Source organism: Streptomyces sp. ADI96-02 (assembly GCF_003846185.1).
Lineage (GTDB): Bacteria > Actinomycetota > Actinomycetes > Streptomycetales > Streptomycetaceae > Streptomyces.
Map to the genome: position 1 here is coordinate 5152479 of NZ_ML123034.1, position 14221 is coordinate 5166699.

Annotated in this window: 8 protein-coding genes and 1 pseudogene; all 9 read left to right on the forward strand. The window is 72.8% G+C overall.

Annotated features, from left to right (window positions below; translation table 11 throughout):
• Positions 1 to 18: 18 nt before the first annotated feature.
• The 9 genes and pseudogenes from dapF to EES43_RS22820 all read left to right on the forward strand — a co-directional run bounded on the left by dapF (position 19) and on the right by EES43_RS22820 (position 14219).
• Entirely contained in the window at positions 19 to 891 is an 873-nt protein-coding gene (dapF, locus tag EES43_RS22780) for a diaminopimelate epimerase (protein ID WP_124270428.1), read from the forward strand.
• 141 nt (positions 892 to 1032) lie between these two features.
• Positions 1033 to 3171, forward strand: coding sequence for a RelA/SpoT family protein (locus tag EES43_RS22785; protein WP_124270429.1), 2139 nt, complete (start codon positions 1033 to 1035; stop codon positions 3169 to 3171).
• Between the two features lie 92 nt (positions 3172 to 3263).
• Positions 3264 to 4736: a M1 family metallopeptidase gene (locus EES43_RS22790; RefSeq protein ID WP_124270430.1), complete on the forward strand. Its 1473-nt coding sequence runs from the start codon at positions 3264 to 3266 to the stop codon at positions 4734 to 4736.
• 133 nt (positions 4737 to 4869) lie between these two features.
• Positions 4870 to 6390, forward strand: coding sequence for a GTPase HflX (hflX, locus tag EES43_RS22795; RefSeq protein ID WP_124270431.1), 1521 nt, complete (start codon positions 4870 to 4872; stop codon positions 6388 to 6390).
• 154 nt (positions 6391 to 6544) lie between these two features.
• A pseudogene (locus EES43_RS22800) lies at positions 6545 to 7677 on the forward strand (transposase).
• Positions 7678 to 8177: 500 nt separating this feature from the next.
• Entirely contained in the window at positions 8178 to 9572 is a 1395-nt protein-coding gene (locus EES43_RS22805; protein WP_124270432.1) for a diaminobutyrate--2-oxoglutarate transaminase family protein, read from the forward strand.
• Positions 9573 to 9600: 28 nt separating this feature from the next.
• The gene (locus tag EES43_RS22810; RefSeq protein ID WP_124270433.1) at positions 9601 to 11508 is read left to right on the forward strand and encodes an IucA/IucC family protein; all 1908 of its coding nucleotides are present in this window, start codon (positions 9601 to 9603) and stop codon (positions 11506 to 11508) included.
• Between the two features lie 38 nt (positions 11509 to 11546).
• The gene (locus EES43_RS22815) at positions 11547 to 12290 is read left to right on the forward strand and encodes a GNAT family N-acetyltransferase (RefSeq protein WP_124270434.1); all 744 of its coding nucleotides are present in this window, start codon (positions 11547 to 11549) and stop codon (positions 12288 to 12290) included.
• Positions 12291 to 12350: 60 nt separating this feature from the next.
• Positions 12351 to 14219 (forward strand): IucA/IucC family protein, encoded by a 1869-nt coding sequence (locus tag EES43_RS22820; protein ID WP_124270435.1) that lies wholly within the window; start codon positions 12351 to 12353, stop codon positions 14217 to 14219.
• The last annotated feature ends 2 nt before the right edge of the window (positions 14220 to 14221 follow it).

Genomic DNA, 14221 nt, shown 5'->3' on the forward strand with positions numbered 1-14221 from the left:
GCCTCGTACAGTGGCCCTGTGAGCACCTCGCAGATCGCCTTCCTCAAGGGTCACGGCACCGAGAACGACTTCGTGATCGTCCCCGACCCGGACAACGCCCTCGCGCTGCCCGCGTCCGTGGTGGCGCGGCTCTGCGACCGCCGCGCCGGCATCGGCGCGGACGGCCTGCTGCACGTCGTCCGGTCGGCGGCCCACCCCGAGGCCCGCGAGCAGGCGGCCGAGGCCGAGTGGTTCATGGACTACCGCAACGCCGACGGCTCGATCGCCGAGATGTGCGGCAACGGCGTGCGCGTCTTCGCCCGCTACCTCCAGCGTGCCGGCCTCGTCGGCGACGGGGACCTCGCCGTAGCCACCCGGGGCGGCGTCAAGCGCGTGCATCTGGCGAAGAACGGCGACGTCACGGTCTCCATGGGCCGCGCCCTGTTCCCCGAGGACGGCGTCACCGTCACCGTCGGCGGTCGCAGCTGGCCCGCCCGCCACGTCAACATGGGCAATCCGCACGCGGTCGCCTTCGTGGACGACCTGGCGCACGCCGGAGACCTGCTCGCGCCCCCTCCCGTCACCCCCGCGAGCGCCTACCCCGACGGCGTGAACGTCGAGTTCGTGGTCGAGCGCGGACCGCGCCACGTGGCCCTGCGCGTCCACGAGCGGGGCTCCGGCGAGACCCGCTCCTGCGGCACCGGCGCGTGCGCGGTGGCCGTCGCCGCGGCCCGCAGGGACGGCGCCGACCCCGCCGTGACCGGGCTCCCCGCCACGTACACGGTGGACCTGCCCGGGGGCGTCCTGGTCATCACCGAGCACCCGGACGGGGAGATCGACATGACCGGCCCCGCCGTGATCGTCGCCGAGGGCGTCGTCGACCCCGACTGGCTCGAAACAGTGATCGGCTAGAGCTTCGCTCGAATGGGTGATCCGTTTCACGCTGAGCGAGAGGCGGACTGCGCCACGTGGTGGGGTCGGTAGCATCAAGCACCGGCCCGGAGAGGCATCCGTCTCTCCCCACCGCCGGTCGACGTCGCCGGAGGTGCCCCCATGAGTGCAGAGGCAGCCGATCCCGCCGCCCCGCCGCGCAGGCGGAGCCGCCCCCGGATCGATCTCCGCAGACTGGGCCGGGTGGCGCTGCTCGGGCCGGTCTCCCGCGACCGCCTGCCCGCCGCGATCGGCCATGTCGCCGAGGCGCACCGCGCCCACCACCCGGACGCCGACCTGACGATCCTGCACCGGGCCTACGTCCTCGCGGAGTCCTCGCACCGCGGCCAGATGCGCAAGAGCGGCGAGCCGTACATCACGCACCCGCTGGCCGTGACGCTGATCCTCGCCGCACTCGGCGCCGAGACCACCACCCTGACCGCCTCCCTCCTCCACGACACCGTCGAGGACACCGAGGTGACCCTCGACCAGGTGCGCGAGGAGTTCGGCGAGGAGGTCTGCTACCTCGTCGACGGCGTCACCAAACTCGAAAAGGTCGACTACGGGGCCGCCGCCGAACCCGAGACCTTCCGCAAGATGCTCGTCGCCACCGGCAACGACGTCCGGGTCATGTCGATCAAACTCGCCGACCGACTGCACAACATGCGCACCCTCGGCGTGATGCGGCCCGAGAAGCAGGCCAGGATCGCCAAGGTCACCCGGGACGTGCTCATCCCGCTCGCCGAACGGCTCGGCGTACAGGCGCTCAAGACCGAGCTGGAGGACCTGGTCTTCGCCATCCTGCACCCCGACGCGTACGAGGAGACACGGCGTCTGTCGACCGCCGCCTCCGGCGCCGACGACGCGCTGCCCGCCATCGCCGACAGCGTCCGCCACACCCTGCGCGAGGCGGACATCAGTGCCGAAGTCCTCATCAGACCAAGGCACTTCGTGTCCCTGCACCGGGTCCGCAGGAAACGCGGCGAGCTGCGCTCGACCGACTTCGGCCGGCTGCTCGTCCTGGTCGGCGAGGACGCGGACTGCTACGCCGTCCTCGGCGAACTGCACACCTGCTTCACGCCGGTCGTCTCCGAGTTCAAGGACTTCATCGCCGCGCCCAAGTTCAACCTGTACCAGTCCCTGCACACCGCTGTCGTCGGACCCGACGGCGCGGTGGCCGAAGTCCTCATCCGCACGCACCGGATGCACAAGGTCGCCGAGGCGGGCGTCGTCGCCCTCGGCAATCCGTACGCGCACGACGCCGCCGCCCAGCAGACCGAACCCTCCGACGGCGAACGCGCCGACCCCACCCGACCCGGCTGGCTCTCCCGGCTGCTGGACTGGCAGCAGTCCGCCACCGACCCGGACACCTTCTGGACCACGCTCCGCGCCGACCTCGCCCAGGACCGCGAGATCACCGTCTTCCGCACCGACGGCGGAACCCTCGGGCTGCCCGCCGGGGCGAGCTGCGTGGACGCCGCCTACGCGCAGTACGGCGACCGGGCGCACACCTGCATCGGGGCCCGGGTCAACGGCCGCCTCGCCACCCTCGGCACCCAGCTCAGCGACGGCGACACCGTGCAGCTCCTGCTCGCCCAGGACACCGCCTCGGGCCCCTCGCCCGACTGGCTGGACCACGCCCGCACCCCCGCCGCCCGGATCGCGATCACCGGCTGGCTCACCGACCACCCCGACCACGAGCCCGGCGCGGAACCGGGCGACCGCGGCCGGCGCTCCGCCGGTGCCGCGCCGGTCCCCGCCCCGCCCCGCTCCCGGTCCGGCGCACGCGCCGCGAACGTCCTGGTCGACGGCCCTGAGGCCCCCGTGCGCCTGGCCGGCTGCTGCACCCCGGTACCCCCCGACGACGTCGTCGGCTTCCCCGTCCGCGGCGGAGCCGTCACCGTGCACCGCCGGGAGTGCGCCGCCGTGGCCCGCATGCGCGACACCGGCCGCGCACCGGTCGCCGCCCGATGGCGGGACGACGAGGACGGCTGGAGCGACACGGCCGCCTGCCGGGTCACGCTCGTCGCCGAGTCCTTCGGACGGCCCCGGCTGCTCGCCGACCTCACCGAGGCGATCGCGACCGCCGACGCGGCGATCGTCTCCGCGAACGTCGAGCCGCCCAGTGAACAGCGCGTCCGGCACACCTACACCCTCCAACTCCCCGACGCCGCCGGGCTGCCCGCCCTGATGCGCGCGATGCGCGAGGTCGCCGGGGTCTACGACGTCAGCCGCGCCCAGCACCCGGCCGCCGCCGGCTGACCCGGCACGCCCCGCCCGCTCCGTGAGCCCGTTCGGGTGGCGCGGCGCGCGCCACCGACGCCGGACGTGCCGCGCGCTGATAGCGGTAGTCCATGCCGCTCACCTCCCGCCGACGGCGCGCCGCGCTGCTGGCCGCCGCCTCGCTCGCCCTCGTCGCCGCCGCCCTGCCCGACCCCGAACCCCTCGGCATCGGCGACCGGCTCTTCCCGGAGCTCGGCAATCCCGGCTACGACGTCCTCGCGTACGACATCGCCCTCGCCTACGGCGGCGACAACACGAAGCCCCTGAACGCCGTCACGAAGATCACCGCCCGTGTCACCGAGCCCCTGGACCGCATCAACCTGGACTTCGCCAAGGGCCGCGTCCGCTCCGTCGAGGTCGACGGGGTGGCCGCCGACTTCGCCGGCAAGCACGAGGACCTGATCGTCCAGCCGCCCCGCCGGCTCCGCCCCGGAGCGCCGCTGCACATCACCGTCCGGCACACCAGCGACCCGGCCGGGGACCCGGACGACGGAGGCTGGGTCCGCACCGCAGACGGCCTCGCCCTCGCCAACCAGGCCGACGCGGCCCACCGCGTCTTCCCGGCCGACGACCATCCTTCGGACAAGGCGTACTTCACCTTCCGGATCACCGCTCCCGCGAAGCTGACCGCGGTGGCGAACGGACTCCCCGCCGGCCGCACCCGCCACGGGGCCACGACCACCTGGACGTACCGGACCGAGCACCCCATGGCCACCGAGCTGGCCCAGGTCTCCATCGGCCGCTCCACCGTCCTGGAGCGCTCCGGCCCCCGCGGACTCCCGCTGCGCGACGTCGTGCCCACCGCCGACCGTACGGAGCTGGAACCCTGGCTCGTCAAGACGCCCGACCAGATGACCTGGATGGAACGGCAGGTCGGCCGCTACCCCTTCGAGACGTACGGGCTGCTCATCGCCGACGCCGAGACCGGGTTCGAGCTGGAGACCCAGACGCTCTCGCTCTTCGAGAAGTCCCTCTTCACCGGCGGATACCCCGAGTGGTACGTCGACTCGGTCATGGTCCACGAACTGGCCCACCAGTGGTTCGGCGACAGCGTCTCGCCCGCCGCCTGGTCCGATCTGTGGCTCAACGAGGGACACGCCACCTGGTACGAGGCCCGGTACGCGCAGGAGCACGGAGGCGGCACGCTGGAGCGGCGGATGCGCGAGGCGTACGCCCGCTCCGACGGCTGGCGCGCGGACGGCGGCCCTCCGGCCTACCCGCACGCCCCGGCCCCGGGGCAGAAGATCAGCCTGTTCCGCCCGGTCGTCTACGACGGGTCCGCGCTGGTGCTCTACGCGCTGCGCCAGGAGATCGGCGAGGCGGCCTTCGACCGGCTGGAGCGTCTCTGGGTGCGGCTGCACCGGGACGGTTCGGCGACCACCGCCGACTTCGTCCGGCTGGCGTCCACGATGGCGGGCCGGGACCTCGGCGACTTCTTCGACGGCTGGCTGTACGCGGAGAAGACCCCGCCGATGCCCGGCCACCCCGACTGGCGCGGGGGAGCGGAGGCGCCGCAGGCCCTCGACGGCCGGGAAACCGCGTGACGGGCCCCGCCGGACCGTGCCACTATCGACGCGTCGGCGCGGCGGCCCGCACCGGACGTTCCCGGCAGGGAATCATCCGGGCAGATCACACGTTGTGACTGACGTATCGGACTTCTATCGACGTAAGGATCCAATGACCTCCTCTTCTTCCCTTCCCCAGGACGCGCACGACGCGCAGAGCGCCACGGAGAACGTCACCGAGAGTCTCACCGACGGCCTTCGGGCCGACGCCCTGATGGAAGAGGACGTCGCCTGGAGCCACGAGATCGACGGAGCGCGGGACGGCGACCAGCTGGACCGCTCCGAGCGTGCGGCGCTGCGGCGCGTGGCGGGTCTCTCCACCGAACTCGAAGACGTCACGGAGGTCGAGTACCGGCAGCTGCGCCTGGAGCGCGTCGTGCTGGTCGGCGTCTGGACCTCGGGGACGGTGCACGACGCGGAGATCTCCCTCGCGGAGCTCGCCGCACTCGCCGAGACGGCGGGCGCCCAGGTGCTCGACGCCGTCTACCAGCGGCGCGACAAGCCGGACCCGGCCACCTACATCGGCTCGGGCAAGGCGCTGGAGCTGCGCGACATTGTCCTGGAATCCGGGGCGGACACCGTGGTGTGCGACGGTGAGCTCAGTCCGGGCCAGCTGATCCACCTGGAAGACGTCGTCAAGGTCAAGGTGGTCGACCGGACCGCGCTGATCCTCGACATCTTCGCCCAGCACGCCAAGTCCCGTGAGGGCAAGGCGCAGGTCTCGCTGGCCCAGATGCAGTACATGCTGCCTAGGCTGCGCGGCTGGGGCCAGTCGCTCTCCCGTCAGATGGGCGGCGGCGGTTCCAGCGGCGGGGGCGGCATGGCCACCCGCGGACCCGGTGAGACCAAGATCGAGACGGACCGGCGACGGATCCGCGAGAAGATGGCGAAGATGCGCCGGGAGATCGCGGAGATGAAGACCGGCCGCGAGATCAAGCGGCAGGAGCGCAAGCGCAACAAGGTGCCCTCCGTCGCCATCGCCGGATACACCAACGCGGGCAAGTCGTCGCTGCTCAACCGCCTGACCGGGGCCGGAGTCCTCGTGGAGAACGCCCTGTTCGCCACTCTGGACCCGACCGTGCGCCGGGCCGAAACGCCGAGCGGTCGCGTCTACACCCTGGCCGACACCGTCGGATTCGTCCGGCACCTGCCCCACCACCTCGTCGAGGCGTTCCGCTCCACCATGGAGGAGGTCGGCGAGTCCGATCTCATCCTGCACGTGGTGGACGGCTCCCACCCGGTGCCGGAGGAGCAGCTGGCCGCCGTGCGCGAGGTGATCCGGGACGTCGGCGCGGTCGACGTGCGCGAGATCGTGGTGGTCAACAAGGCGGACGCGGCGGACCCGCTGGTCCTTCAGCGCCTGCTGCGCAACGAGAGGCACGCCATCGCCGTGTCGGCCCGGACCGGTGCGGGCATGGACGAGCTGCTGGCGCTCATCGACGCCGAGCTGCCCCGTCCATCCGTCGAGATCGAGGCGCTCGTGCCGTACATCCAGGGGGCGCTCGTCTCCCGGGTGCACGCCGAGGGCGAGGTCCTGTCGGAGGAGCACACCGCCGACGGCACGCTCCTCCAGGCGCGCGTCCACGAGGAACTGGCCGCGGAGCTCGCGGTGTTCGTCCCCGCGGCGCACTGAGGACCGTCCGTCCGCACAGCCACCGCACGGACCGAAGGCCCGGCCCCCTCCGACCGAGGGACGCTGTTGGTCGATTCGGGCCTGTGCGTGACGTCGGCCTTCAAGACCCGGTTGTGGTCTTGTAGGCCGACGTTGTCGTGTGGGGTGGGTGCGGATGTCGATGCAGCCGAAGGGGTCTGGGGAGATTCCGGCGGAGACGGTTCGGGTGGCGCGGGCCGCGTTCCCAAAGGGAAGCCTGGCGATGCGGGTGCGGGACGAACTGGGGTCGTTGTCTAGCGACGAGCAGTTCGCCATTCGACTACTCGGTGCTCTCGGAGTTCCGGGACCGGCTCGTCGGAGCCGACGGCGGCCGGGAGATCCTGGACACGGTCCTGGCTGCCGCCCGGCGACAGGGACTGATCACCGCCCGGGGGCGGGCACGGACCGACTCCACCCACGTGCTGTCCGCGGTGCGCGGGCTGAACCAGCTGGAACTGGTCGCGGAAACCCTGCGCTCCGCGCTGAATGCCGTAGCTCTGGCCGAGCCGGGCTGGCTGAGCGCGTGCGCCCGGCCGGAATGGTTCAAGCACTACGCCACCCGGGACGAGGACTCCCGTTTCCCCAAGGACCGGTCTCGCCGGGACCAGACGTATCGGCGGGTCGGCGACGACGGCATGCACCTGCTGCGGAGCGTCTGGGCGTAGGACGGGCCACCGGGCCTGCGGGAACTGCCGGAAGTCGAGGTGCTGCGGCAGGGGTGGGTGAGGTACTTCCACCTGGTTGACGGGGAGGTGGCCCGCCGGGACCCAAAAGACCTGCCAGGACGCGTTCACCATCGCCTGGGACAACCAGCACGTGACGTGCCCGAACGGCGTCGTCAGTACGCAAGGGGCCCAGCGCACCTCCGAGGAGGGGCTGGCGACCATCCGGGTTCGGTTCTCTCCGGCCGACTGCGGCGCCTGTCCCCAGCTGCGGGAATGCGTCAACTCCGCCAAGCCTCGGCGGCGGGAGACCAACCTCCGACCCCGCGACGAATATGAAGCACTCCAGCAGGCGCGAAAGCTCCAGGCGACCGACGGGTGGAAGGACCGCTATAAGATCCGTGCCGGCGTTGAAGGCACCATCTCCCAAGCAGTGAACGCCTGCGGCCTGCGCAGAACCCGCTACCGCGGCCTGGCGAAGACCAGTCTCCAGCACCAGCTCACCGGCGCCGCCGTCAACCTCATCCGCATAAACGCCTGGCTCACCGGCACACCAAGAGCCCGCACCCGCACCAGCCCCTTGACAGCACTCCGCCCCGCCGCATAACGACGGGGCGAAGCAACCAGGCCCGAATTGACCAACAGCATCCTCCGACCGAGGGGCCGGGCCTTCGGCGTGCGAGGCGCCCGTGCAGCGACCTCGCGGGATGCGCAGCGGTCCCGTCCCCGTCCCGTCGCACGCCGGCAGCCTCGCCGCCGAGTCCCGGCGGCACCGGAGTTTCGGCCCCACCGGCCCGTCTAATCCCCTGGGACGTCGTGACTCGGTACTGCTCGGTACTGCTCGGGGCCGCGGCGTCGGACCCGTGCGCCTGACCAGGGTGTCCGGCATCCTCGGCCCGGCCCCCGACCCCGCCGGTGCCGCAGGGACGGCGAGCGGCGGGCCCGCAGTTCCGCGCGCGAGGATCTTCCGGCGCACCCGTGTTCCCTCGCCGTCGACGTCGTTGGTACGTACGGGGGACACCGGGACGACGTTCAGCCGAGCACTCCGCCCGCGCCCAGAACGCACCGCCGTGCAACGCGACCGCTACCGCAGGAGGACCAACAGCCGTGGCCGTGACCGAACCCGCTCCGGTGGCACCGCCCTCCGCGCACGAGGGCATCCTGCGCCGCCAGTCACTGCGCGAATCGGCCGCCCGCACGTATGCGCGGTCCCTGCCGATCGTGCCGGTACGGGCCCGCGGGCTCACCATCGAGGGCGCGGACGGCCGGCGCTACCTGGACTGCCTGTCCGGCGCGGGCACCCTGGCGCTGGGGCACAACCACCCCGTCGTGCTCGAAGCGATCCGGAAGGTCATCGACTCCGGCGCGCCGCTGCACGTCCTCGACCTGGCCACCCCGGTCAAGGACGCCTTCACCACTGAGCTGTTCGCCACGCTGCCCAGAGAACTCGCCGACGACGCGCGCGTCCAGTTCTGCGGACCGGCCGGAACGGACGCGGTCGAGGCGGCGTTCAAGCTCGTCCGCGCCGCGACGGGCCGCAGCGGTCTGCTGACCTTCACCGGCGCGTACCACGGCATGACGGCCGGAGCGCTGGAAGCCTCCGGCGGCGCGACCGACGTCCGGGTGACCCGGCTGCCCTACCCGCAGGACTACCGCTGCCCGTTCGGAACGGGCGGCGAGCGCGGCGCGGCCCTCGCCGCCCGCTGGACGGAGCACCTGCTGGACGACGAGAAGGGCGGCGTGCCGGCCCCGGCCGGGATGATCCTGGAGCCCGTCCAGGGCGAGGGCGGCGTCAATCCCGCGCCGGACGGCTGGCTGCGCCGCATGCGACGGATCACCCGGGACCGCTCCATCCCGCTGATCGCCGACGAGGTGCAGACGGGTGTCGGCAGGACCGGGGCCTTCTGGGCCGTCGAGCACAGCGGCATCGTGCCCGACGTCATGGTCCTGTCCAAAGCCATCGGCGGATCGCTCCCCCTCGCGGTCATCGTCTACCGCTCCGAACTGGACCTCTGGCAGCCGGGCGCGCACGCGGGTACGTTTCGGGGGAACCAGCTCGCCATGGCGGCGGGCGCGGCCACCCTGGCGTACGTCAGGGAGAACGGACTGGCGGAGCGTGCGGCGGTCCTCGGTGCCCGGATGCTCGCCCGACTGCGGGATCTGCGCGCCGACCATCCGGGGATCGGCGACGTACGGGGGCGCGGACTGATGATCGGCCTGGAGCTCGTGGATCCCGAGGCCGCGCCCCTGCCCGCCGAGGCCGACGACCCGGCGCCGGCTCCGCCGCCGGACCCGTTCCTCGCCCGCGCCGTCCAGCGGGAGTGCCTGGACCGCGGCCTCATCGTCGAACTCGGCGGTCGCCACGGCGCTGTGGTCCGCCTCCTGCCCCCGCTCACCCTCACCGACGAGCAGGCGACCGCCGTCGTCGACCGCCTCGCCGACGCCCTGGCCGCCGCGGAGCGGTCGCCGCACCGTCGCGGCGCGGCGGCGCTCAGCACCTGACCCCCGGAACCCCACAAGGAAGACCGCCGTGAACCCCACCCCCGCGCCCGAGGCCGACGGCCCCGGCACCCCCCAGCACCGAGGGCAGGACGGACCGGCCGTCCCCGGCACGGTCGAGGCGACGACCGTGCCCCGGCAGAAGGCCGCGCACGGCTGCGTCCCGCACGCTCCGGCGCACGCCGCGGCCACCGCGCCCGCCGACCAGCACGCGGCGCGGACGCCCGACCCGCTCGACCACCCGGACCCCGCGAGGGCCGCCGACAGCGCGGGCGCCGAAAGCCTCCTGCGCTGCTGGGCCCGGGAGAACGACCTGCCCCGGCCCGACGGCCCCACCCTGCGCATCCCCTTCCCCGCCACCGGCACCGCCCTGCTCGTCCCCGTGCACTACTGGTCCGCCACCGGCCATCACCGCTTCGGCGTGCCGGTGCTGGAAGGCGTACCGGCGGACGCCCCGCCCGCCGACGCCGTCACCGTCGCGACGCTCATCGGCCGCGAGGGCGACCGCGACGGAGCCGCCGACCTGGTGGCCCGCGTCGCCGACTCCGTACGCCGCACCGCCGACTTCGTCGAACACCGACGACGCCATCCCGCCGACCCACCGGAGTCCGACCTCTTCCTCACCGCCGAGCAGTCCCTCCTGCTCGGCCACCCGCTCCACCCCACCCCCAAGAGCCGTGAGGGGCTGTCGGATTCGGAGTCGCGCCTCTACTCGCCCGAACTGCACGGCGCGTTCCCGCTGCACTGGTTCGCGGTGGACCGTTCGCTGCTGGCCGCCGACTCCGCCTGGACCGACGGCGCACCGGCCACCGCCGAAGAACTCCTCACCCCGCACACCGAGGGCCTGCGCACGCCCCCGGGCACCGCCGCCCTTCCCCTGCACCCCTGGCAGGCCGCCGAACTGCTGCGCCGCCCCCAGGTGATGGCCCTCCGGGAGACGGGCCTCCTGCACGACCTCGGCCCCCACGGCGAGCGCTGGCACCCCACCTCCTCCATCCGCACCGTCCACCGGCCCGGCGCACGGGTGATGCTGAAGCTCTCCCTCGGCGTCCGCATCACCAACTCCCGCCGCGAGAACCTGCGCAAGGAGCTCCACCGGGGCGTCGAGGTCCACCGTCTGCTCTCCACCGGCCTGGCCGATCGCTGGCAGCGCGAACACCCCGGCTTCGACATCGTCCGCGACCCCGCCTGGCTCGCCGTGGACGACCCCGAAGGCGTGCCCGTCAGGGGCCTCGACGTGATCCTGCGTCAGAACCCGTTCGCCTCGGGCGACGACGCCGTCTGCATCGCCGGACTGACCGCCCTGCGACCCCGCCCCGGGCGCGCGCCGATGCGCTCCCGGCTCGCCGAGTGCGTCGAACGGCTCACGGCGCGGACCGGCCGGACCACCGCGGCCGTCTCGGCGGAGTGGTTCCGGCGCTATCTCGACAGCGTCGTCGCCCCGGTGCTCTGGCTCGACGCCCACGCCGGTGTCGCGCTCGAAGCCCACCAGCAGAACACCCTGGTGCTCCTCGACCCGGACGGCTGGCCCGCCGGCGGGCGCTACCGGGACAACCAGGGCTACTACTTCCGCACCTCCCGCCACGCCGAACTGGACCAGCGGCTGCCCGGCATCGGGAAGGTCAGCGACACCTTCGTCTCCGACCCGGTCACCGACGAGCGCTTCGCCTACTACCTCGGCATCAACAACGTCCTCGGCCTGATCGGCGCGTTCGGGGCCCAGCGCCTCGCCGACGAACAGGACCTCGTCACCGAGTTCCGCCGGTTCCTCACCGCAGCCGCGCACCAGGGCTCCCCGCTGCCCGCCTACCTCCTGGACCACCGACACCTGCGCTGCAAGGCCAACCTGCTGACCCGGCTGCACGGACTCGACGAACTCGTCGGCCCCGTCGACACCCAGTCCGTCTACGTCAGCATCGCCAACCCGCTGCACGCCTGAGCGCCCCGCCCGCACACCTCTGAGAGGAGAGCGCCACCGTGCCTCCCGACGACGCGTCCACGGGGCCCGGCGCCGGTCCCGCCGATCCGGGCCGCGCCGCCCCGTCCGGCAGCGCTGTCGAGGACACCCTCGACCTGCGCCTCACCGAGGAACTCCTCACCCTGATCGCCGAGGACCGGGGCGCGGCGACGCCCCGGTCCCGGTCCGCCGGGGAACTGCTCGGGGACCCGGCCCTCTGGCCGTCCGCCGCCACCGACGCCGGGGCGTTCCGGCTGGCACCGGTACGGCTGGAGCGCGATCTCCCCCTGCTCAGCCGGTGGATGAACGATCCGGCGGTCGCCGCCTTCTGGGAGCTCGCGGGACCCGAGGCCGTCACCGCCGACCACCTGAGGCCACAGCTCGAAGGAGACGGCCGCAGCATTCCCTGCCTCGGAGTGCTCGACGGCACCCCCATGAGCTACTGGGAGATCTACCGCGCCGACCTCGACCCGCTGGCCCGCCACTATCCCGCCCGCCCCAACGACACCGGGGTCCACCTCCTCATCGGGGGCGTGGACAACCGGGGCCGGGGCGTGGGCACCACCCTGCTCCGCGCCGTCGCCGACCTCGTCCTGGACAACCTTCCGCGCTGCGGGCGGGTCGTCGCCGAGCCGGACCTGCGCAACACCCCTTCCGTGGCCGCCTTCCTGAGTGCGGGCTTTCGCTTCTCCGCGGAAGTCGACCTGCCCGACAAGCGGGCCGCCCTGATGATCCGCGACCGAACGCACCGTGATCAGCTGTGAACTCTTCGCTCTGCCCATGCCACCGCTCGAACCCCATCGGTCCCACCCGGAGGAGTCCCCGTGCCGACATATCCCGCGAGCCATGACACAGCCGAAATCCAGCGCCTGAGCAGCCCTCCGGAGCTGAACCGGCCGGCCTGGGACCGCGCCGCGGCCCGGCTGCTCGCCAAGATGCTCGGCGAGTTCGCCTACGAGGAAGTCATCGAACCGGTGCGTCGGCCTGAGGACGCCCGGCTCCACACCCTGACGCTCGACGACGGAGCCGAACTCGGCTTCGCCGCCCGCCGCGGCGTCTACGGCAGTTGGCGCGTGGACCCCGACTCGATCGAGGTGAGCCGGCGACCGGCCACCGGCTCCGCCAACGGATCGACGGCCCCGGCCGAGCCGTTCCGCGACCCGCTGCGGTTCCTGACCCGGGCGCGCGACCTCCTCGGGCTCGACGGCGCCACCCTGGGCCACCTCATCCGCGAGCTGACCGCCACGCTCGCCGCGGACGCCCGGCTGGACCACACCGCCCTCACCGCCGACCGGCTGGCCGCACTGGACTACGCCGAGCTCGAAGGGCACCAGACCGGCCATCCCTGGCTGGTCGCCAGCAAGGGGCGGGTCGGCTTCTCCGCCGCCGACGCGGCCCGCTTCACCCCCGAGACCCGCACCCCGCTACGGCTGCCCTGGATAGCCGTGAGCCACCGCATCGCGCAGTACCGGGGAGTGGGCCGCCTCACCGCACCCGACCGCCTCTACGACGAGGAGCTCGACCCCTCCGTACGCGCCTCGTTCGCATCCGGACTGCGCGACGCGGGGCTCGACCCGCAGGACTACCTCTACCTCCCCGTGCATCCCTGGCAGTGGGACGAATGGATCGTTCCGCTCTTCGCCCCGGCCATCGCGGCGGGCGACATCGTGGCCCTGCACGCGGACGGCGACGCGCGGCTGCCCCAGCAGTCCATCCGCACGTTCGCCAACGTGCGACGACCCGACCGGCACACGGTGAAGCTGCCGCTCTCGATCCTCAACACCCTCGTCTGGCGCGGGCTGCCCACCGAACGCACCCTGGCCGCCCCCGCCGTCACCGCCTGGGTCCAGGGCCTCTGCGCGGACGACCCGTTCCTCCGGGACACCTGCCGGGTTGTCCTGCTCGGCGAGGTCGCCTCCGTCGCCGTCGAGCACCCGCTCTACGACCACCTTCCCGAGGTGCCCTACCAATACAGAGAGCTCCTCGGCGCGATCTGGCGGGAGCCGCTGCCGCCGCGTCTGATGCCGGGCGAACGGGCCCGTACGCTCGCCTCGCTCCTGCACACCGACCCGGCGGGCCGTGCCTTCACGGCCGAACTCGTCGAGCGCTCCGGGCTGGCCCCGGCGGCCTGGCTGACCCGGCTCTTCTCCGCCCTGCTGCCGCCGCTGCTGCACTTCCTGTACCGCTACGGCACCGTCTTCTCCCCGCACGGCGAGAACGCGATCGTGGTCTTCGACGAACACGACGTCCCCGTACGCCTCGCGATCAAGGACTTCGTGGACGACGTCAACGTCAGCGCCCGCCCGCTGCCGGAGCTCGCCGCCATGCCGGAGGACGTGCGGGCCGTCCTGCTCACCGAGGAACCGTCCTTCCTGACGCAGTTCATCCACTCCGGGCTGTTCGTCGGCGTCTTCCGCTATCTCTCACCGCTGTGCGAGGAACAGCTGGGTGTGCCCGAGGACGTGTTCTGGTCACTCGTCCGGGCGGAGATCCTGCGCCACCACGCCCGCTTCCCCGAGCTGAAGGAGCGGTTCGAGATGTTCGACATGCTGACGCCCGAGATCGAACGGCTCTGCCTGAACCGCAACCGCCTGCTCGTGGACGGTTACCGGGACCGCCCCAGCCGTCCGCACGCCGCCGTCCACGGCACCGTGCCCAACCCGCTGCATCCATCCGCACCCGTCCGGGAGTGATC

Excerpts from the sequence above, each read along its gene's own strand:
- EES43_RS22790 (WP_124270430.1), top strand. The coding sequence starts at position 3,264 with ATGCCGCTCACCTCCCGCCGACGGCGCGCCGCGCTGCTGGCCGCCGCC.
- EES43_RS22785 (WP_124270429.1), top strand. The coding sequence starts at position 1,033 with ATGAGTGCAGAGGCAGCCGATCCCGCCGCCCCGCCGCGCAGGCGGAGC.
- hflX (WP_124270431.1), top strand. The coding sequence starts at position 4,870 with ATGACCTCCTCTTCTTCCCTTCCCCAGGACGCGCACGACGCGCAGAGC.